The following is a 20,908-nucleotide window of genomic DNA, read 5'->3' on the forward strand; positions in this document are numbered from 1 at the left end:
GGGGCGCGGGGAACTGCGCGACAAGCCCCCACCGGCGGTCAGCCGCACAACGACGGCCGCCACCCCACCCCTCTCAGAACCCCCGGGTCCGCTTCGCCGCCCGCCGCGCACCAGCGGCAGCGCCCGGCAGCCGCAGGAACAGCCGCGAGATCTCGGACCCCAGGTTCATCCCGATCGCGATGGCCATCGCGAGCGCGGCCGCCTTGGAGAGCTGCACAAGGCCCTGGTCGACGTCGTTCTGGGCGATGGCGAGCAGCCCGAAGTACGTCGCGGAACCGGGCAGCAGCGGCCCGATCGCGGCGGTCGTGTACGGCAGCGCGGAGGCGAACCGGTAGCGCGACATGAGCTGCCCGAAGAGCCCCACCAGACCGGCCGCCACCGCCGTCGAGGCGACCGGTGAGATCCCGCCCGCGTAGTGCATCGCGCCGTACACGCTCCACGCGACCCCGCCGTTGAGGGTCACGACCAGCACGGTAGAACGTTCCTGCTGGAGGAGCACCGCGAAGGCGAGCGTGAGCAGCATCGACGCGCCGATCTGCCACAGCGGCCGGTTCGTCGACAGCAGGGCCGCGTCCGGGTTGAGCTGGGCGCCCAGCGTCACGCCGAAGTAGAGGATCACCAGGACGCCGATGACGATGCCGACGTAGAAGTACATGACTTCCAGGAGCCGGGCCGACGCGGTGATGTAGTAGCCGGTCAGCCCGTCCTGCACGCCCGCCACCAGCGCCCGTCCGGGCAGCAGCGCGAACAGCCCACCGGTGATCACCGCGGACGCCCGTACGTCGACGTGCGCGATCGTGAGCGCGGCGCCCAGCGCGGCGGCCGGCATCGCGGCCACCGTGAACTGGTAGAACTCCGGCAGCCCGCGCCCGGCGCACAGCCACGCCAGCCGGTCGCCCAGCATCGCGCCGACGACCGCCGCGACGAACACGATGACGTCACCACCGACGAGCACGGAGGCCGCGCCCGCGAGCAGCCCGGTGGCGAGGGTCAGCACCCAGCCGCTGTACGGGTGCCGGTTGCGGCGGATCTCCGCGAGCCGCCGGTAGGCCTCCTCAAGGGAGACCTCGGTCTGGTCGTCGCTGATGTCGTCGACGAGCTGGTAGACGGCCGCGAGGCGCGTGTAGTCGGTGCCCCGGCGCCGCACGGTCCGCGACGCGGTCACCGGGTCGTCGACCAGCGAGGGCTGGTACGAGATCGACAGCAGGGTGAAGGTGACGTTCGGCTCGCAGCGGTCGAGGCCGTAGGAGCGGCAGACGGCGAACATCGCCGCGTCCACGTCCTCGGCGCCCTCCCCGCCCGCGAGCAGCAGCTCGCCGACACGCAGGGTCAGGTCGAGGACGCGCGGCACGGCCGGGCCCTCGTCCTCCGCCGTCTTCTGCACGGTCTCGGGCACGGGCCGGTCGGCGACCGGCATGCGCAGCATCGTGCGCATCCGGTCCTGCCAGGGGGCGTCCTTGGTGAGGTCGACCCGCGGTATGCCCGCCGGGGGCGTGAAGGCGGGCGCGTCCCTGGAGCTGTACGTCCTCGGCATGCTGAACGCCGACCCCTCGGAGGGATCGGGGGCGGACGTCTGCGGACCGCCGTAGCCCTTCGGCAGCGCGAACTCGGACGTCGTCGAGGACTCCTCCTCGACCGGCGGGGCCTGTGTCACCACACCGCTCGGCGCGGCGAAGGCGCTGCGTGCCTCGTCCGACTGCGGCTTGCGGTCCTCGGCGTCCGATTCCGTCACGCACTACTCCTGGTTCGCATGTCCAGTACGCCCCAGTATGCGCACTGATACGCCAACGGGCCGCGCAACCCGGTCGGGGTCGCGCGGCCCGCAGGACACAGAGGGATCAGTGACCGCCCGCGTCCTTGGCGCGCTTGTACGAACGCTCGATCTCGGCCTCGGCGTCCGTGCGGCCCACCCAGTTGGCACCCTCGACGGACTTGCCCGGCTCCAGGTCCTTGTAGACCTCGAAGAAGTGCTGGATCTCCAGACGGTCGAACTCCGACACGTGGTGGATGTCCCGCAGGTGCTCCACGCGCGGGTCGTGCGCGGGGACGCAGAGCAGCTTGTCGTCGCCGCCGGCCTCGTCCGTCATACGGAACATGCCGATGGCGCGGCACTGGATGAGGCAACCGGGGAAGGTCGGCTCGTCCAGGATGACCAGCGCGTCCAGCGGGTCGCCGTCCTCGCCGAGGGTGTTCTCGACGAAGCCGTAGTCGGCCGGGTAGCTGGTCGAGGTGAAGAGGCGACGGTCCAGACGGATCCGACCGGTCTCGTGGTCCACCTCGTACTTGTTCCGTGAACCCTTCGGAATCTCGATCGTGACGTCGAACTCCACCGGTGACTCCTCCATGATCAACACATAGTTCTGGTGGTTAAGTGTCCCTCACGCAGGTGTGTGATCGCGAAAGGGGCTGGTGGTCGTGCCAGAGCTGAGGCCTTGGCGGGCCGCGAGACCGCATGTGGTGCGGGTCGCGCGATCCGTGGGACCGCACCTCGTACGGGTGGCGGAGGCCGTGAAGCCACCGCTCGTACGGGCGGCGGAAGCTGTGAAACCACCGCTCGCCCGGGCGACAGAAGTCCTGAAACCGCTGGTCAAGCGGCCTTCGACCGTGCAGTTCACGACGGGCGCCGCCGCTCTCGGACTCGTCGTGGCGGCCACCGTGGTCACCGCGGCCGGGCCCTGGGACTCCACCGGCCAGCGTACGGCGGAGCGCGACTGGGCCGCATCGCGGGAGCGCGCAGGTGGCGCAGATCACGGCTCGGTGCCCGGTGCGTCCGGCAAGGAGCCGGCGCCCGCGCCGAGCGCCGTGTCCGTGCTCGCGGGCGTCGGCGGCTCCGTGGGCAGCGTGCCGTCGCCCACGGAGAAGGCCCTGGGAGGCGTCCTGGGGCCGCTGCTCGACAACCCCTCGCTCGGTTCCGACCGCGCGGGAGTCGTCGTCGACATGGCCACCGGCAAGCGGCTGTACGGCAAGGGCGCGGGCACCGCGCTGACTCCGGCGTCCACCACGAAGATCGCCACGGCCGTGGCGGCGCTCACCGCGGCCGGCCCGGACCACCGCATCGCGACCCGGGCGGTCCTGGAGCCCGGCACCGAGGAGGTCGTCCTCGTCGGCGGCGGCGATCCCACGCTGACCGCCCGCAAGGACGCGGACGGCAACGCGAGCCTGCGCGACCTCGCCGACGACACGGCCCGCGCCCTCAAGGCCCGCAAGACCGGAAAGACCGACAAGGGCGGTAAGGGCGGTAAGGGCGGTAAGGGTGCCGAGGTGACGCTCTCGTACGACACCTCGCTGTACGCGGGCACCTCCGTGCACCCCATCGGCGCCGGCAACACCAACCTCGCGCCGGTCACCGCCCTGATGGCCGACGAGGGCCGCCTCGACGACTCCTCCAGCGGCCCCGCGGACCGCAGCGACGACCCGGCCGCGAACGCTGCCGAGAAGTTCGCCGATCTCCTGCACGAACGGGGGATCGAGACCACGGTCCCCGGCACCTCCAAGGCGTCGGCCCGCGCCAAGACCCTCGCCACCGTCAAGTCGCCGCCCCTGTCCGCACTCGTCGAACGCATGCTGACCAGCAGTGACAACGACATCGCCGAGGCCCTCGCCCGCCAGACCGCCCTCGCCGCGGGCGAACCGGCGAGCTTCAAGGGCGGCGGCGCGGCGACCCACGAACAGCTGAAGAAGCTCGGCCTGCCGCTCAAGGGGGCGAAGTTCGCGGACGGCAGCGGTCTGGACCGCGCGGACAAGCTCACCGCGGACCTGCTCACGGCCCTGCTGGCCGAGGCCGCCGACCCGGACCGCCCCGAACTGCGCCCGGTCCTCACCGGCCTGCCCGTCGCGGGCTTCACCGGCACGCTCAGCAAGCGGTACGCGGGTCAGCCCGGCACCGGCCTCGTACGCGCTAAGACCGGCACCCTCACCGGCGTGCACACCCTCGCGGGCACGGTCGTCGACACCGACGGCCGCCTCCTGGCCTTCGCGTTCCTCACCGAGTCCGACCCGCCCACGGACGCGGCGACCACCCAGCAGGGCCTGGACACCCTGGCCTCGACCCTGGCGACGTGCGGCTGCAACTAGCTCCGCACGCCTCGGGGGGTGCCGCGTCGTCTCGCCTGCGGGCCGGTGGGGGCTGAGCGCGCAGTTCCCCGCGCCCCTTGAGGGGCGGGGCTGTAGGGCGGCCTGTCGCTTTTCAGGGGCGCGGGGAACTGCGCGGCCGGCCCCCACCGGCCCGCAGGCGAGCGACCAGGGGTTCGAAGGGGCGCGGCGAACCGAGTGCCAGGCTGCGACGGACCCGCACGGTCCGGCAAGGCGCACCCCACGGCCCACCCCTGCCCCCAGCGGCAGCGCTCACGTACGGTTGGCAGCATGACGAGCATCCGTGGTGCCGAGATGGTCGACTGGAATCTCGCGGTGGCGACCGCGACCCGGCTCGTACGGCCGGGCCCAGAGGTGAGCCGCGACGAGGCCAGGGCCGTCGTCGCCGAGCTGCGCCGGCATGCAAAGGCGTCGGAGGAACACGTCCGCGGCTTCACGCGGATGGGCGGGGACGACCTCCACGACACCCCCGTACTCGTCGTCGACCGCCCCGGCTGGGTCCGGGCGAACGTCGCCGGGTTCCGGGAGATCCTGAAACCGCTGCTCGACAAGATGCAGGAACGTCGCGGCAGCAGCCCGGGCGGAGCCGTCCTCGGCGCCGTCGGCGGCAAGGTCACCGGCGTCGAGCTGGGCATGCTGCTGTCCTTCCTGTCCTCCAGGGTCCTGGGCCAGTACGAGACGTTCGCCCCGGCCACCCGGGAACTGCCCGCCGGGGAGAACGGCGGCGGCAGGCTCCTCCTGGTGGCGCCGAACATCGTGCACGTGGAGCGCGAACTCGACGTCCAGCCCCACGACTTCAGGCTCTGGGTCTGCCTCCACGAGGAGACCCACCGCACGCAGTTCACGGCCGTTCCCTGGCTGCGTGACCACCTTGAGGGCGAAATCCAGTCTTTCTTGGGAGAGACCGAGGTCGACCCCATGACGGTGCTGGAACGCGTCCGTGAAGCCGCCCAGTCCCTCTCCGGCAGCCGCCCCGAGGGCGAGGAGGGCGACGAGGCCCGTTCCATCGTCGAGATCGTGCAGACGCCCGCTCAGCGCGAGATCCTCGGCAGGCTCACCGCGGTGATGTCCCTCCTGGAGGGGCACGCCGACTTCGTGATGGACGGCGTCGGTCCCGCCGTGGTCCCGTCCGTCGCCGAGATCCGCGAGAAGTTCCAGCAGCGGCGCGCCCGCGGCGCCTCCCGCCTCGACCTCGCCCTGCGCAAGCTGCTGGGCCTGGACGCGAAGCTGCGCCAGTACCGGGACGGCGAGCGTTTCGTCCGCGCGGTCGTGGACGAGGTGGGCATGGACGGCTTCAACCGCGTGTGGACCTCGCCGAACACACTTCCCACCAAGTCGGAGATCGCCAAACCCGCGGACTGGGTCGCGCGGGTGCACCGTAAGGCAGAGTCGTGAATTGAATTCGGCCGACGGCAGGTGAACGCCCCTCCAATCACCCGTCCGAGGGACCGTGGGGCATGGGTAGGCGTGCAATGCTCGGGGAACGGCCCGGTTCTGTCACCATCGACACACTCTGAGTGACCGAACCCGGGCTCACCCCCCGACAATTTCATGAAGGGAACCGGACATGGGTCCCCATCCTGCGGTCGCGGCGATACGCCTGGCGGTCCGCCGCGTACTCCACGACGTCCTCACCGATCACGCCCCCGGACGCGCCCCCGGCCAGACCCCCGACGCGCCCTCGCGCGCGCCGCTCGTGCTGGTCGCGTGCTCCGGCGGCGCCGACTCCATGGCGCTCGCCTCCGCCCTCGCCTTCGAGGCGCCCAAGCTCGGCGTCCGCGCCGGCGGCATCACCGTGGACCACGGTCTGCAGTCCGGGTCCGACCTGCGCGCAGACGAGGTCGTCCTGCGGCTCACCGAGCTCGGACTGGCCCCCGCCGAGTCCGTCGCGGTCACCGTCGGACGCGACGGCGGCCCCGAAGCCGCCGCCCGCGACGCGCGGTACGCCGCTCTGGACGCCACCGCCGAGCGGCACGGAGCCACCGCGGTCCTCCTCGGACACACCCGCGACGACCAGGCCGAAACCGTCCTGCTGGGCCTCGCCCGCGGCTCCGGGACGCGCTCCCTGTCCGGTATGGCCGCCGTCTCCGGCGGGCCCGGCGCCGACCGCCGCTACCGCCGTCCCTTCCTGCACCTGGACCGGCAGACCGCCCGCAAGGCCTGCATGGCCCAGTCGCTGCCCGTCTGGGACGACCCGCACAACGCCGATCCGGCGTACACGCGCTCCCGGCTGCGCCACGAGGGGCTGCCCGCCCTGGAGAAGGCGCTCGGCAAGGGTGTCGTCGAGGCACTCGCCCGTACGGCCCAGCTGTCCCGTGACGACGCCGACGCGCTCGACGCGTGGGCCGGCCGGGCCGAGGCCTCCGTACGCGACGCGACGGGCCTCCTGGAGTGCGCCAAGCTCTACGCCCTGCCGCCCGCCGTGCGCCGCCGCATCCTGCGCCGGGCCGCCATCGAGGCCGGGGCGCCCGCCGGTTCGCTGTTCGCCCGGCACATCGAGGAGATCGACCGGCTGATCACCGGCTGGCGCGGCCAGGGAGCCATCAACCTCCCGGGCAAGGTCGTCGCCCAGCGGCAGGGTGGCAGACTGGTGATTCGGCAAGGCTGAAAAAGAGTCGCCCTTCGGGTGGCGGCTCCCCCGGAGGGCAACCCCTTCGGGGAGCGGCCCCTCCTCGCCGAGGGACCGGGAAGCAGCCGGTGGGACGACCGAAAGTGATGCGGGTGGACGCGAAAGACCTGGGCACCGACCTCCAGTCGGTGCTCATCACCAAGGAAGAGATCGACGCGAAGCTGGTCGAGCTGGCCGCGAAGATCGACGCGGAGTACGCGGGCAAGGACCTGCTCATCGTCGGTGTTCTCAAGGGCGCCGTGATGGTGATGGCGGACCTGGCGCGGGCCCTGTCCACCCCCGTCACCATGGACTGGATGGCCGTCTCCTCGTACGGCGCGGGCACCCAGTCCTCCGGAGTGGTGCGGATCCTCAAGGACCTCGACACCGACATCAAGGGCAGGCACGTCCTGATCGTCGAGGACATCATCGACTCGGGGCTGACGCTGTCCTGGCTGATCTCCAACCTCGGCTCCCGCGAGCCCGCGTCCCTCAAGGTGTGCACGCTGCTGCGCAAGCCCGAGGCCGCGAAGGTCGCGATCGACGTGGAGTGGGTCGGCTTCGACATCCCGAACGAATTCGTCATCGGGTACGGCCTCGACTACGCGGAGAAGTACCGGAACCTCCCGTTCGTCGGTACGCTCGCGCCCCATGTCTACGGCGGCTGAGGCACCCTGGACGGGTGACGCCCCCTGACGGGGGCCCGCCCCCCGTGTGACGGCCGGGAACCTCAGCGGGTTTCGCGCCGTTGGAGCATACGTGGACGGGGTTTGTCAGCCGGACCGTGCAGCTTCCGGTGGCAATGCTGGGGTACCGTCCGAATAACAGTCTTATCAAACTCACTATGGCAGGAGGGACGGGGCGGCACCGCTCCGTATGGATGGACGTGAAGCGATACTTCCGTGGGCCGGTCATGTGGATCGTGCTGGCCGTCCTTGCCGTGGTCGTGTTGATGCAGGTCGTCGGCTCGTCCGGCGGCTACAAGACGGTGGACACCGGCCAGGTCGTCCAGGCGATCAGTGACAACAAGGTCAAACAAGCCAAGATCACAACCGGCGACGAGCAGGTCATCAAGGCCGAGCTCAAGGACGGCGAAAAGATCGAGGGCAGCTCGAAGATCCAGGCGAGCTACATCGGCGACCAGGGTGTGAACCTGGCCACGACCCTCCAGGACAAGTTCCAGAACAAGCAGATCCCGGACGGCTACACGGTCTCGCCGACCAAGCAGAACGCGTTCGTCGGCATCCTGCTGTCCCTGCTTCCCTTCGTCCTCATCGTCGTCGTCTTCCTGTTCCTGATGAATCAGATGCAGGGCGGCGGCTCCCGGGTCATGCAGTTCGGGAAGTCCAAGGCGAAGCTCATCACCAAGGACACCCCGAAGACGACGTTCGCCGACGTGGCGGGCTCGGACGAGGCGGTCGAGGAACTCCACGAGATCAAGGAGTTCCTCCAGGAGCCGGCGAAGTTCCAGGCCGTCGGCGCCAAGATCCCCAAGGGCGTCCTGCTGTACGGGCCTCCCGGTACGGGCAAGACGCTGCTCGCGCGTGCCGTCGCGGGCGAGGCGGGCGTCCCCTTCTACTCGATCTCCGGTTCCGACTTCGTCGAGATGTTCGTCGGTGTCGGTGCCTCGCGTGTGCGCGACCTGTTCGAGCAGGCCAAGGCGAACGCCCCGGCGATCGTCTTCGTGGACGAGATCGACGCGGTCGGCCGCCATCGCGGCGCCGGCCTCGGCGGCGGCCACGACGAGCGCGAGCAGACGCTGAACCAGCTGCTCGTCGAGATGGACGGCTTCGACGTCAAGGGCGGCGTGATCCTCATCGCCGCGACGAACCGCCCGGACATCCTCGACCCGGCCCTGCTGCGCCCCGGCCGCTTCGACCGCCAGATCGCGGTCGACCGCCCGGACATGCTGGGCCGTCTGGAGATCCTCAAGGTCCACCAGAAGGGCAAGCCGGTCGCGCCGGACGTCGACCTGTCGGCCGTCGCGCGTCGTACGCCGGGCTTCACGGGTGCGGACCTGTCGAACGTGCTGAACGAAGCCGCGCTGCTCACCGCGCGCAGCAACCAGAAGCTGATCGACAACCACATGCTCGACGAGGCGATCGACCGTGTGGTCGCGGGCCCGCAGAAGCGGACCCGGATCATGTCGGACAAGGAGAAGAAGATCACCGCGTACCACGAGGGCGGACACGCCCTGGTCGCGGCGGCCTCACCGAACTCCGACCCGGTGCACAAGATCACGATCCTCTCCAGAGGCCGTGCTCTCGGCTACACGATGGTCCTGCCGGACGAGGACAAGTACTCCACGACCCGCAACGAGATGCTCGACCAGCTGGCCTACATGCTGGGCGGGCGCGCGGCCGAGGAGCTCGTCTTCCACGACCCGACCACGGGTGCCGCGAACGACATCGAGAAGGCCACGGCAACGGCCCGCGCGATGGTCACGCAGTACGGCATGACCGAGCGCCTCGGCGCCATCAAGTTCGGCGGCGACAACACCGAGCCCTTCCTGGGCCGGGAGATGTCGCACCCGCGCGACTACTCGGAAGAGGTCGCCGCGCTCGTCGACGAAGAGGTCAAGAAGCTCATCGAGAACGCGCACAACGAGGCCTGGGAGATCCTGGTCGAGAACCGCGACGTCCTCGACGCGCTGGTGCTCCAGCTGCTGGAGAAGGAGACGCTGAGCAAGGAGCAGATCGCCGAGGTCTTCACTCCGCTCGTCAAGCGTCCGGCCCGCCCCGCGTGGACCGGCTCCTCCCGCCGCACCCCGTCGACCCGCCCGCCGGTGCTCTCCCCCCGGGAGCTGTCACTGACGAACGGGACGAACGGCTCGGCCCCCGCGATCACCACCTCGAAGGCGAACACGTCCGCCGAGGCCCACCCGGTGACCGAGCCGGCCCCCGAGGACCGCACCGAGAGCTGACAGCACCCTGGCTCCCGGCGCCCTCACCAGGCCCGGAATGCATGCCGCGCCCCCCAGGTTCTAGCCTGGGGGGCGCGGCATCTTCGTATGCCCGATGGCGATACGCGTGGTTCGCGCGTGTGAGAGGCACAGGAACGAGGCACGAGATGACCGACCCCGTGAGGCTGGACAGCGAGGGTGTGATCGGCGAATTCGACGAGAAGCGCGCCGAGAACGCCGTACGAGAACTGCTGATCGCGGTCGGTGAGGATCCGGACCGGGAAGGGCTGCGGGAGACGCCGGGGCGGGTCGCCCGGGCGTACCAGGAGATCTTCGCGGGGCTGCGGCAGCGGGCCGAGGACGTCCTGACGACGACGTTCGACCTGGGCCACGACGAGATGGTCCTCGTGAAGGACATCGAGGTGTTCTCGACCTGTGAGCACCATCTGGTGCCGTTCCGGGGTGTGGCGCACGTGGGCTACATCCCGAGCACGTCCGGGAAGATCACGGGCCTGTCGAAGCTCGCGCGGCTCGTGGACGTGTACGCGCGGCGGCCGCAGGTGCAGGAACGGCTCACCACGCAGATCGCGGACTCGCTGATGGAGATCCTTGAGCCGCGTGGGGTGATCGTGGTGGTGGAGTGCGAGCACATGTGCATGTCGATGCGGGGGATTCGTAAGCCGGGGGCCAAGACGATAACTTCTGCCGTTCGGGGGCAGTTGCGGGATGCGGCCACGCGGAACGAGGCGATGAGTCTGATCATGGCTCGTTGAGTGGCTCGGTGAGCGGTGCGCTCCTGCGGGTGGGGGCGGCTGCGGCTTGGTGGAACGTGCGGGTCCGTCGTGGCTGGTCGCGCAGTTCCCCGCGCCCCTCAAGAGGGGGCTGCGCCCCATCTTCGAGCGCGCCCCTGAAGGCAAGAGATTGCGCCGTTCCCCGCGCCCCTGAAAGCGAAAAGACTGCGCCGTTCCCCGCGCCCCTCAAGACGAAAGACTGCGCGGTTTCCCGCGCCCCTCTGGGAGGGGCTGCTAGGCCGGGGCCGTGTTGCCGTTCGTGTCGTCGTCTTCCGGGAGTTTGCAGACTCGTTCCAGGAAGAAGGCGGCCGCTATGACGGCGAGGCCCGCCAGGACCGAGAAGCCGGCGTAGATGGCCTGGTCGCGGCGGGCGGGGATGTCCAGCGACTCCAGCAGGAACGCGCCGGTGCCCCCGTACATCCCGGCGACGAGGGCCGCGACCAGCGCGCTGGCCTGGCCGAAGACGACCGCGCGGGCGGCCATCAGGGGGTCGACCCCCTTGGCGCCGGCCACGCGCTCGCGCTGGGCCTTCAGCCGGGACCGCAGGGAGATCGCCGTGGCCAGCAGGACCACGGCGATCAGAGCCAGGACGATGGGGGCCGCGAGGGGGACCCGGGGCAGCGTGCCCACCGAGTTCCACAGGCGGGCACCCGCCCAGGACAGCACCCCGGCGACGAGGAACACCGCGGCCAGCGTCCTGATGCGCAGCTCTTTCACTCAGTCCCTCTCACGATGGTGTGTCCTGACGCGTCTTGACCTTAACGACTACTCGGGCAGCTGGAGTTCCAGGTCGGCCCGGGGCGCGACACCGTCACGGGTGACCGCGGCGAGCAGCTGGGCCACCGGTCCGCGGCCGGGCAGCTGGGCCTCGGGCTCCACGTCGTTCCAGGGGGCCAGGACGAAGGCACGCTCGTGGGCGCGCGGATGGGGGAGGGTCAGCGTCGGATCGTCGGAGACCACGTCCGCGTACGCCACGATGTCGACGTCGATCGTGCGGGGGCCCCAGCGCTCGTCCCGTACCCGGTGGAAGGCCTCTTCCACGGCGTGCGCCCGCTCCAGGAGCGAGGACGGGGGGAGGGTCGTCTTCAGCACGATCACCGCGTTGAAGTACGACGGCTGGCTGTCCGTCTCCACGCCCCACGGCTCGGTCTCGTACACCGGGGAGACCGCCTTGACGCGGACTCCGGGGGTGTCCTCCAGGGCGTCGATGGCGCCCTGGATGGTCTCCAGGCGGTTGCCGAGGTTCGAGCCGAGGGAGAGCACGGCCCGCCTGGGGTTGTGCAGGGTCGAGTCGGCGGCGTCGACCTGTTCCACTACGGCGGCGGGGACCGGCTGGACGGTCGGGTCGCTCTGGCCCTCGGTGAACGCTGTCATGCACGGCTCCGGATGATGGTGACGGTCACGTCGTCGAAGGGGACCGTGATCGGGGCGTCCGGCTTGTGGACGCACACCTCGACCTCCTGGACCCCGTCGTGCTTCAGACAGGTGGTGGCGATCCGCTCGGCGAGGGTCTCGATGAGGTTCACCGCGTCGCCCTGGACGACGGCCACGACCTCCTCCGCCACGATGCCGTAGTGCACGGTCTTCGTGAGGTCGTCGTCGGCCGCGGCGGGCCGGGTGTCCAGGCCCAGGACGAGGTCCACGATGAAGGTCTGGCCCTCTTCGCGTTCCTTGGGGAAGACGCCGTGGTGACCACGGGCCCTGAGGCCGCGCAGCGCGACACGATCCACGAATCACTCCTGCAATCGTCGGCGGGGACCGGTCACATTCCCCCTCCGCGGGGGCGGTACACCGGCCTCGAACGAATCTACCCGCGGGCACTGACACGGCCGGTCGGCCGGGCCACGGGCCGGCGCCCCGGGGCCGGCGCCACGATCACCAACGTACTACGACGGTGATCGCCCGCCCGGCCCGCCTCGGCGCTTCAGCGGGCCGCGGTCCGGCCTCGGCGGGGCCCCGATCGGGCCCCGGCGGGCCTCAGGGCGTCGGGTCGTCCGGCTCGTCCTCGTCGGTCTCGGCGAGGACGGGGGAGGCGTGGTGAGACCAGAGCTTCCAGCCGTCCGAGGTGCGGCGGAACACGTTCGTGGCGACGACGAGCTGACCCACGAGCGGTCCGAGTTCGTCGCTGTCCTCGGGCGGGGGGCCGCCGCTGAGGATGTTCTCCGTGCAGGTCACCAGCGCGGTGTCACCGGTGACCGAGACATGCACGTCGGTCAGGAAGAACTGGATGTACTCGGTGTTCGCCATGATCAGCGCGTACGAGCGCAGGACCTCGCCGCGGCCGTTGAGGACCGGCCAGCCGGGGTGGACGCAGGAGATCTCACCGGCCTGCGCGGGGTCGTGGTACTCCTCGTCCTGGCCCAGGTCGGAGGGGGTCAGCCAGAGGGAGGACAGTTCCTCGAAGTCGCCCTGTTCGAGCGTCTCGTAGAAGGCCGTGTTGGCGAGTTCGACCTGTTCGACGTCCGTGTGCGGGGCGCTCACCGGGCTCCCTCACCGGTCGCGGTTCCCTCCGCGGCGCGGGCGCCCTCCACGGCCCTGGCGACCCGGACGGCGTCGGCGGTGGCCCGTACCTCGTGGACGCGGACGGCCCACGCGCCCTGGTGGGCGGCGAGCGCGGAGACCGCGGCGGTGGCCGCGTCGCGCTCCCGGGCGGGCGGCGGGGCACCTTCCGGGCCCGCCAGTACGCGGCCGAGGAACCGCTTGCGGGAGGCCGCCACCAGCAGGGGGTGGCCGATCTCCCGGAGCCGGTCGAGGTGGGCGAGGAGGACGAGGTCGTGCTCGGCCTCCTTGGAGAAGCCGAGGCCCGGGTCCACGACGATGCGGTCGGGGGCGATACCGCCCGCCAGAACGGCCTCCACGCGTGCGTGGAGCTCGTCGACGACTTCGGAGACGACGTCCTCGTACGACCCCCGTACGGTGCTGCCCTGGAGGAAGCCGCGCCAGTGCATGACCACGAAGGGGGCGCCCGCGGCGGCGACGGCGGGGATCATCGCCGGGTCGGCCAGGCCGCCGCTGACGTCGTTGACGAGTGCGGCGCCCGCTGCGAGGGAGCGCTCGGCCACGGAGGCGCGCATGGTGTCCACGGAGACCGTGACGCCTTCGGAGGCGAGGCCGCGGACGACGGGTATGACGCGTTTGAGCTCCTCCGCCTCGTCGACGCGGGCGGCTCCGGGGCGGGTGGACTCGCCGCCCACGTCGACCAGGTCGGCGCCCTCCGCGACCAGGTCGAGGCCGTGCTTGACGGCGGCGGTCGTGTCGAAGAAGCGGCCGCCGTCGGAGAAGGAGTCGGGGGTCACGTTCACGACGCCCATGACCGCGCAGCGGTCCCACGCCGGGAGCCCTGACACTTGCCCTCGCCCACTCATCTTGCTCATACCGTCCAGCCTAGGGCGTGTCCGCAAAGTCCCGCCCTAGGCCCAAGGGGATGGGGCACCCCTCACTGCCGCAGACCCGCCGGGACCGGCAGCCGCGCGGCACGGGGGTGGGCGTCGCGAGGCGGCCGGGGTTCGCTGGGGCGCGGGGCGCTCAGGCCGCCCGTACGCCGTGTTCCGCCCGTGTGTGGGCGCACGGACGGGGTGCCTTCGGGCGGCGGCGCAGGACGCGCGGGAGGGCGAGGCTCACGAAGCCCTCGGCCTGCAGCGCGGCGAGGCCGATGCGGGGGAGGTCGCGGGACGTGCGGTAGACGACGAAGCGGGGCTCCCAGGAGGGGCGGAACTTGGCGTTGAACTTGTAGAGCGACTCGATCTGGAACCAGCGGGACAGGAACACCAGCAGTCCGCGCCAGACCCGCAGGACCGGTCCCGCGCCGATCTTCTCGCCGCGGGCCAGGGCCGCCCGGAACATCGCGAAGTTCAGCGAGACGCGGGCGACGCCCAGCCGGGGCGCGGCCTGGAGGGCCGCCACGATGAGCAGTTCGTTCATGCCGGGGTCCGCCGAGCGGTCCCGGCGCATGAGGTCGAGGGAGACCCCGTCCACGCCCCAGGGGACGAAGTGGAGCACGGCCTTCAGGTCGCCGTACGGGCCGGGTTCGCCGTCCGCCTTGTGGGCCGTCGCGATGAGACAGTCGCCGTCCGCCGGGTCGCCGATGCGGCCGAGCGCCATGGAGAAGCCGCGCTCGGTGTCGGTGCCGCGCCAGTCCTCCGCGGCCCTGCGGATGCGGTCCAGCTCGCCCTCGCCCAGGTCACGGATGCGCCGTACCCGGGTCTCGTAGCCAGCCCGCTCGATGCGCTTCACCATCTGGCGCACGTTCCGCATCGCGCGCCCGGCCAGGGAGAAATCCGCGACCTCCACCACCGCCTCGTCGCCCAGTTCGAGGGCGTCGAGGCCGGTCTCGCGGGTCCAGACCTCGCCGCCGGTCTCGGAGCAGCCCATGACCGCGGGCGTCCAGGAGTGGGCCGTGGCCTCGTCCATGAAGCGCTCGATGGCGCCGGGCCAGGCCTCGACGTCGCCGATCGGGTCGCCGCTGGCGAGCATCACCCCGGAGACGACGCGGTAGGTCACCGCCGCCTTGCCGCTGGGGGAGAAGACGACCGCCTTGTCGCGGCGGAGCGCGAAGTGGCCGAGCGAGTCGCGTCCGCCGTGCTTGTCCAGGAGGGCGCGCAGGCGCGCCTCGTCGTCCTCGGTGAGGCGCGCGGCCGGGTGTTCGGGGCGGAAGGCCAGATAGATCGTGGTCACGGCGGTCAGCAGGCCGAGCGCGCCGAGCGAGAAGGCCACCGTCCAGGACGTGGTGCCCGCGTAGTCGAGGGGCCCCTCCAGGCCGAACAGGCCGTACAGCACGTGCTCGATACGGTCCGCGAGGCTCGGGTCGCCGATCATGCGGTGCGGGTGGGCGCTGACGACGACCAGGCCCAGCACGAGCGAACCGGCGCCCATGAGGACGAAGTTGGCGAGCGCCCGCCAGCGGCTGCGCGGGTCGGGCAGCGCCGTGAACTCGTCCCGGTGACGCAGCAGCGGGACCAGCAGCGCCAGCGAGATGATCACGCCGACGAGCGAGTGACGGTACGTGAACTGGGCGAGGGCGCCCGCCGGGAGCAGCCCCACCGCGGCCCGCCACGCCCGCCGTTTGCGCCGGCGCAGCCCGTGGGCCAGGAGGAGCAGCAGGACACCCGTGCTGAGCGACAGGGCGGCGGCGAACGGGCCGAGCGCGCCCGGCAGTACCTCCGCGAGCGTGTGCATCCGGCTGTGGCGGAAGCGCGGGAAGACACCCGCGGCGATGTCCAGGACGCCCACGAGCGTGCAGGCCCGGGCGACCCAGGCGGGGACGGCCTCGGGGCGCGGGCCGTGCAGGACGCGGCGCGTACCGCGCGGTGCGCCGCCCGGTCGGCCGAGTGCGCCCCGCGGCGGGGCCGTTCGTTCCGGAACCTCGCCCGACTTTTCCCCATCTATCCTGACAGACATCGCATCCCGTGGTTCTGCGAGAGACCTTGAATCCGGTGCCAATCCGGCATCCGGCGACATTGCGCCCTCTAGGACGGTGTCTTGAGGGGCCAGGTTCACTCCCTTCCGGAAAACCGCTCCAAAGGGAAAGGAAAGACCGGGGCAAGGCGCCGTGAAGGAAGCGGTGCGGCCACCGGTCGGAAAGCGCGGGCAGGAACAGCTCATGGGACTCACGAGCAACAAGGTGCTGGCACTGGTGGTCCTCGTCGCCGTGCTGCTGTTCGTCGGCACGGTGTGGTGCTGGCCGCTGCTCGCGCGCCGCGACTGGCGTGCCGTGTCGGGGCGGATCGCCCTGCTGACGGCCACTCAGGTCGCGGTGTTCGCGTCGGTGGGCCTCGGCGCCAACCAGGCCTTCGGCTTCTACGCGAGCTGGGCCGACCTCCTCGGCCGGGAGTCCGGACAGGGCGTCGTGGTCGACCACGACCCCGGGGACACGGCCGGGCCGCTCCAGGTGGTCGGCACCCGGCAGGTCAACGTGTCCGGCGGGGCGCGGCCACAGATCGGCGGCCAGCTCCAGAAGGTCGAACTGGTGGGCCGGCGCACCCACATCGCCAGTCCCGCGTACGTCTATCTGCCGCCGGAGTACTTCCAGCCGCGGTACCGCACCCGTACGTTCCCGGCCGCTGTCGTGCTCACCGGCTATCCGGGCACCGCGGAGGCGCTCGTCAAGGGCCTGCACTATCCGCAGACCGCCCACGCGCTGGCCAAGGACGGCCGCATGCAGCCGATGATCCTCGTCATGATGCGGCCGACCGTCGCACCGCCGCGCGACACCGAGTGCGTGGACGTCCCCGGCGGGCCGCGGACCGAGACGTTCTTCGCCCAGGACCTCCCCGACGCCGTGTCACATCACTACAGGGTGGGGAGGAAACCCGGCAGCTGGGGCGTCGTCGGGGACTCGACGGGCGGCTACTGCGCGCTGAAACTCGCGATCCACCACCCGGGGACGTACGCCGCGGGGGCGGGCCTGTCCCCGTACTACCGGCCGCCGTCCGACCCCACGACGGGCGATCTCTTCCACGGGGACCAGGAGGTGCGCGACAGCGCCGATCTGGTCTGGTACCTCGGGCACCGGCCCGCGCCCGACACCTCGCTGCTCGTCACCAGCAGCAGACAGGGCGAGAGCAACTACCGGGAGACGCTGAGGTTCATCGACCTGGTCGAGGCGAAGAAGCCGACCCGGATCTCGTCGATCATCCTCGACAGCGGCGGCCACAACTTCAACACCTGGCGGCGCGAGATCCCGGCGACCCTCCAGTGGCTCAGCGGACGCCTCAGCGACCGCTGAGCGACCGCGACCACGACCGCTGAGCGACCGTGATCGGTGAGCGGCTCCTGAACGGACGCCGGTGAAGGGCTTCCGACAGGGCTTCCGACGGCGGTCGTACGCGAATACGCGGCGAAGTCCGCCGAATTCACCGGCCCGAAGATTCTTTCGGCTCTCCGGAAGTCCGGTGGCAAGGCCGGTGATCGGGGCCCGGTGGCGAATGCGAGGAGCTTGATCGGGAAGTGGCGTGGTCACGACGGGGGAGTCCGCGTCGAATAGGCGGACCCGGGGCGGACGGCGCGGGACCCGTGCGGCTGCTGGTGGCGAGCCCAAGTCGTGTTCCGCAAGGGGCCGGTGCGGGGATTGTCCGGTGAAGGGGCGGCGAGAAGGTTTCGGTGTGGCTGCGTTTTGCTCTGCGGGGCACCATCATTCGCCTACGCGCGGTAAGTTTCTGGCCATGCCACGAGGACGTCACCGCCATTCCCCACCTTTGCACCGGCTGTTGCCCCCCTCGGCGATCGCAGGCGTATCCGTCGTCTGCGCCGTGGGGCCATGGCTGTTCTCCGAACCGATGGTGCTCCGAGGGCTGGCCGCGGGCGCCGCGCTGACGGCCGTCGTGGGCGCGGTCGTCATGCGCCGCTGGGACGCCTCGGCGGGCAGGCGCGTCGCGGATCTCGCACGCGGGCGCGCGAGCGACGAGTGGCGTCACGAGGAGCGGGTCGCCGAACTGGAGAGCGACCTGGACGAGTCGCGCGAACTCCGTACGAAGCTGGAACAGCGGCTGCGCGCCAAGCGTGCCGAGCTGGCCGGGCTGCGCAACGAACACGCCGCGCTGCTGAGGCGGTACGCCACGGCGGAGACCGAGCGGGCCACCGCGCTGGAGGGCCGCCGGCTCCTTGAGATAGAGGCCGCGCCGGCCCCGGAGACACCCGTCACGGATGCGACCGCCGAGGAGACGGCCCCTGAGGAAGCCGTCGACACGGCTCCCGTCGACACGGCTCCTGAGGCCGAGGTGCCCGAGGCGACGACGGCGACGGTCCAGGCGGCCCTGGCGGCGTCCTCCGCGGCCTCGGTCCTCTACGTGAAGGCCAACTCGGCGCTGGACCGGCTCCTGGGGGCCCGCGACGGCGCCGCGGCCGAGGACGCGGCCCGGGCGGCCGACTCGACCGACTCGGCCGACTCGCAGGCTTCGGACACCGCGGCGGCTTCGGACACCTCGGACGACGATGGTTCCACGGCCGGGTCCTCCTCCGCCAAGCCCTCCACGGCCGAGTCCTCCGCAGCCGGGTCCGAGGGCGACACCGCCGTCGAGGCCGTCTCGGAGGAGTCCGGCCCGGTGCGGGCCGACGCGCCGGCGGACGGATCCATAGCCGCCGGAGACGAGGGCGCCGACACCGCGGCTGCCCCGTCGACCACCGCGGCCGGTACGACCTCCGAAGACCGGGCCCCCGACGGCCGGGCTCCCGAAGACCCCGACACCGACGGTCCCGCACCGACCACGCCCCCCAAGGGCGGCCAGGCCAAGCGGACTCCCGCGAAGGGCGGCGTCCGGAAGGGTTCGCCGTCGCCGGGCGGCCCCGGCAAGGGCGCGCCCCGGCCGGGCGGCTCCCCGAAGGCCGCCGCGGCTTCCGCCGCGGGCGGCGCCATGACGGGTGCGCCGGCGAAGGGCGACACCCGCCAGGAGGGCGAGGCGCTGGGGAAGCCCGGGGCGGTCGGCGGGCACGAGCGCACGGCCGCCGCCACCGCCCCGAGGCCCACCCAGGCCACCGCCACCGAGAACGTACGGACCCACGCGCAGCCCGCCGAGACCGCGCAGTCCGCCGGGACCGCCCGGCCCCGGGAGCGGTCCGGCGCCGTCGGCGTGACGTCCCTGCAGTCCACCGCGACCCGCACGGGGTCCCGGCCCGCGCCGGACACCGCGCCCGCGCCGCAGCCGTCGCCGGGCAGCGACCTCGCGCGTCCCACCCCGTCGGAGGTGGCCCGCGTACAGCAGCCGCCCGCGGCCGAGGCCGGTCCTTCGCCGACGAGCGCGGCCGCGCTGACGCCCGCCGCGCGGCCCGTGCGCCCCGCCGGACACTTCACCGTGCCGACGGCCGTGGCGGTCGCACCGGCCACGCCCGTGCGGCGCCCCTCCGTGGAGGGCGGCTTCGACTTCTTCGGCACGCAGAAGGCCGCGGAAGCGCTGGAGGCCGTGCAGAACGAGGACCTCGCCGACGTGGTCGGGCAGGAGGCGCTCGCGCTCCACAAGGCCGAGGCCGAGTCCGGTTTCAAGCCCGTGAGCGCGCAGTCGCGCGGTGTCGGCCAGGTCATCGACCTGACCGCGCACGACGAGACGGAACAGATCGACCTCACGGGACTGCGGAGCGCGGTCTCGTAGAGCGGGTTCCCACCGCCGGGACCCGGGCCGGCGACATGCGTGAGGGCAGTGGCGAACAGAACAGCCACTGCCCTCACGCATGTCCGGCGGTCAGGTCGTCCGGCGGTCAGGCCATCCAGCGGTCGGGCCGGGCCTCGCGGCGGCCGGTCAGCGCACGGTCCGCCTGCGCGTAGAGCAGCTCCGCCGCCTCCGTGGCGTCCCTCAGACGGGCCGTCACGGTCTTGTTGGCCCCGGTGTCCACCCGGACGTCGGCGAGCCCCTGGTGGCGCTGCCACGGCCCTTGTTCGAGGCGCACGCTCTGCACCTTCGCGTGCGGGACGAGCGAGATGCTGCGGCGGAGCAGCCCGTGCCGGGCCACGAAGACGGTGTCGGTGACGGCGATCCCGTAACCCCGCCACCAGAACGGCAGGCACCGGCCCGCCCGGCGCGGGGGGCGCGCGAGGGTGCCCGGCACGGTCACGCCGGGCAGCACGCGCGCGATGACCGACTCGGCGACCTCGCGCGGGGCGACCGGTACGAGTACGGAGTTGGACGAGCCCGCCACGTCCAGCTCGATCCGGACCCAGCCGCGCCGCCGCCACAGGAGCGGCTCGACGATGTGGATGGTCTGGACGCGCCCGGGCGGCACGGTCTCGTGCGTGCGGTCGAGCAGTCCGTGGTCGATGCGCAGTCCGTCCGGCGACTCGCCCACGGTCCAGTCGTACTCGGCGACGAACCGGCCCACGCTGCTCGCGCCCGCCGCGCCGAGCAGCGGCAGCGCCGTCGCGAGCACCGTCCACACGCTGTGGGTGGCGAACCACAGCAGCGGCGGTACGACGAGTGCGGCGGCCAGCGTCCCCCAGGTGGCCCCGGTCAGGACGAGCGACACGGCGAGGACCTTGGCCGGCACGTGCAGCAGTTGGCGGACCGGCGCCTCGCCCACCTCGTGCACGGTCTCGGGGGCGAAACCGGCGGCCCGGGCGAGCAGTTCGGCCCGTAGCGTCCGGGCCTCCTCCTGGCCCAGATAGGCCAGCTCGTCCTTCTTGTCGGTCCCCACGACGTCGAGTTTGAGCTTGGCGACACCGGCGACGCGGGCCAGCAGCGGCTGGGTGACGTCGACGGCCTGGATCCGTTCGAGCCGGATGTGCGCGGTACGCCGGAACACCAGGCCCGTACGGATGCGCAGCTCGGTGTCGGTCACCGAGAAGTGGGTGAACCACCAGCTCAGGAAGCCGTAGAGGGCGGCCCCCAGGACGGCGGCGGCGAGGGCGGCCAGCAGGACGGTCGTCGTGAGCCGCATCAGCTGCCGCTGCGCCCCGTCGGGGTCGTGCACGGCCCATCCGGCGATCACGGCGACCGGCGCCCACGCGCGCCGCAGCGGGGTCACGGGGTGCAGCCGCCGCTCCCGCGGCGCGGAATCCCCCGTCGGCGCGTTCCCGGACAGGGCCTCGGCCCC

Annotated in this window: 17 protein-coding genes; 8 read left to right on the top strand and 9 right to left on the bottom strand. The window is 71.9% G+C overall.

What is annotated here, in order from left to right; genetic code table 11:
* Positions 1–73 precede the first annotated feature (73 nt).
* Together J8N05_RS08345 and J8N05_RS08350 are read right to left on the bottom strand one after the other, a co-directional pair.
* The gene (locus J8N05_RS08345) at positions 74–1,732 is read right to left on the bottom strand and encodes a threonine/serine exporter family protein (protein ID WP_210881801.1); all 1,659 of its coding nucleotides are present in this window, start codon (positions 1,730–1,732) and stop codon (positions 74–76) included.
* Positions 1,733–1,838: 106 nt separating this feature from the next.
* Positions 1,839–2,330, bottom strand: a complete 492-nt coding sequence (locus J8N05_RS08350) for an inorganic diphosphatase (protein WP_210881802.1) — start codon at positions 2,328–2,330, stop codon at positions 1,839–1,841.
* A 79-nt stretch (positions 2,331–2,409) separates the two neighbouring features.
* Here J8N05_RS08350 and dacB point away from each other — a divergent pair, with 79 nt between their 5' ends.
* The 6 genes from dacB to folE all read left to right on the top strand — a co-directional run bounded on the left by dacB (position 2,410) and on the right by folE (position 10,375).
* On the top strand, positions 2,410–4,074 hold the full coding sequence (gene dacB, locus J8N05_RS08355; protein WP_210881803.1) for a D-alanyl-D-alanine carboxypeptidase/D-alanyl-D-alanine endopeptidase: 1,665 nt from the start codon (positions 2,410–2,412) through the stop codon (positions 4,072–4,074).
* Positions 4,075–4,362: 288 nt separating this feature from the next.
* A complete protein-coding gene (locus tag J8N05_RS08360) occupies positions 4,363–5,487 on the top strand; it encodes a zinc-dependent metalloprotease (protein WP_210881804.1) in 1,125 nt (374 codons plus the stop codon).
* Positions 5,488–5,659: 172 nt separating this feature from the next.
* A complete protein-coding gene (gene tilS, locus J8N05_RS08365) occupies positions 5,660–6,700 on the top strand; it encodes a tRNA lysidine(34) synthetase TilS (RefSeq protein WP_210881805.1) in 1,041 nt (346 codons plus the stop codon).
* A gap of 107 nt (positions 6,701–6,807) precedes the next feature.
* Positions 6,808–7,368 carry a hypoxanthine phosphoribosyltransferase gene (gene hpt, locus J8N05_RS08370; protein ID WP_107022326.1) on the top strand — a complete coding sequence of 187 codons (561 nt, stop codon included), beginning with the start codon at positions 6,808–6,810 and terminating at the stop codon, positions 7,366–7,368.
* Between the two features lie 212 nt (positions 7,369–7,580).
* Positions 7,581–9,623 (top strand): ATP-dependent zinc metalloprotease FtsH, encoded by a 2,043-nt coding sequence (gene ftsH / locus J8N05_RS08375; RefSeq protein ID WP_210890078.1) that lies wholly within the window; start codon positions 7,581–7,583, stop codon positions 9,621–9,623.
* A gap of 146 nt (positions 9,624–9,769) precedes the next feature.
* Complete coding sequence (gene folE / locus J8N05_RS08380) at positions 9,770–10,375, top strand: GTP cyclohydrolase I FolE (protein ID WP_210881806.1); 606 nt, start codon at positions 9,770–9,772, stop codon at positions 10,373–10,375.
* 252 nt (positions 10,376–10,627) lie between these two features.
* Here the strand turns inward: folE and J8N05_RS08385 are convergent, their stop codons facing one another.
* From J8N05_RS08385 to J8N05_RS08410, 6 genes are all read right to left on the bottom strand, one after another.
* Positions 10,628–11,110 carry a DUF3180 domain-containing protein gene (locus J8N05_RS08385; RefSeq protein WP_210881807.1) on the bottom strand — a complete coding sequence of 161 codons (483 nt, stop codon included), beginning with the start codon at positions 11,108–11,110 and terminating at the stop codon, positions 10,628–10,630.
* A 48-nt stretch (positions 11,111–11,158) separates the two neighbouring features.
* Positions 11,159–11,767, bottom strand: coding sequence for a 2-amino-4-hydroxy-6-hydroxymethyldihydropteridine diphosphokinase (folK, locus tag J8N05_RS08390; RefSeq protein ID WP_210881808.1), 609 nt, complete (start codon positions 11,765–11,767; stop codon positions 11,159–11,161).
* Positions 11,764–12,123 carry a dihydroneopterin aldolase gene (gene folB, locus J8N05_RS08395; RefSeq protein WP_107022331.1) on the bottom strand — a complete coding sequence of 120 codons (360 nt, stop codon included), beginning with the start codon at positions 12,121–12,123 and terminating at the stop codon, positions 11,764–11,766. Before folB ends, folK begins: the two co-directional genes overlap by 4 nt.
* Positions 12,124–12,370: 247 nt before the next feature.
* A complete protein-coding gene (locus J8N05_RS08400) occupies positions 12,371–12,874 on the bottom strand; it encodes a nuclear transport factor 2 family protein (protein WP_107022332.1) in 504 nt (167 codons plus the stop codon).
* Entirely contained in the window at positions 12,871–13,767 is an 897-nt protein-coding gene (folP, locus tag J8N05_RS08405) for a dihydropteroate synthase (RefSeq protein WP_210881809.1), read from the bottom strand. Before folP ends, J8N05_RS08400 begins: the two co-directional genes overlap by 4 nt.
* A 151-nt stretch (positions 13,768–13,918) precedes the next feature.
* Positions 13,919–15,790: a phosphatidylglycerol lysyltransferase domain-containing protein gene (locus J8N05_RS08410; protein WP_247706201.1), complete on the bottom strand. Its 1,872-nt coding sequence runs from the start codon at positions 15,788–15,790 to the stop codon at positions 13,919–13,921.
* A 202-nt stretch (positions 15,791–15,992) separates the two neighbouring features.
* Here J8N05_RS08410 and J8N05_RS08415 point away from each other — a divergent pair, with 202 nt between their 5' ends.
* Both J8N05_RS08415 and J8N05_RS08420 read left to right on the top strand, forming a co-directional pair.
* Positions 15,993–17,117, top strand: a complete 1,125-nt coding sequence (locus tag J8N05_RS08415) for an alpha/beta hydrolase (RefSeq protein ID WP_210881810.1) — start codon at positions 15,993–15,995, stop codon at positions 17,115–17,117.
* A 535-nt stretch (positions 17,118–17,652) separates the two neighbouring features.
* Positions 17,653–19,473: a hypothetical protein gene (locus tag J8N05_RS08420; protein ID WP_210890080.1), complete on the top strand. Its 1,821-nt coding sequence runs from the start codon at positions 17,653–17,655 to the stop codon at positions 19,471–19,473.
* 106 nt (positions 19,474–19,579) lie between these two features.
* On the opposite strand, the gene J8N05_RS08425 is transcribed toward J8N05_RS08420, so the two are convergent.
* Positions 19,580–20,896: a PH domain-containing protein gene (locus J8N05_RS08425; protein WP_210890081.1), complete on the bottom strand. Its 1,317-nt coding sequence runs from the start codon at positions 20,894–20,896 to the stop codon at positions 19,580–19,582.
* Positions 20,897–20,908 lie beyond the last annotated feature (12 nt).

This window comes from Streptomyces liliiviolaceus, from assembly GCF_018070025.1.
In the GTDB taxonomy this organism is placed as follows: Bacteria; Actinomycetota; Actinomycetes; order Streptomycetales; family Streptomycetaceae; genus Streptomyces; species Streptomyces liliiviolaceus.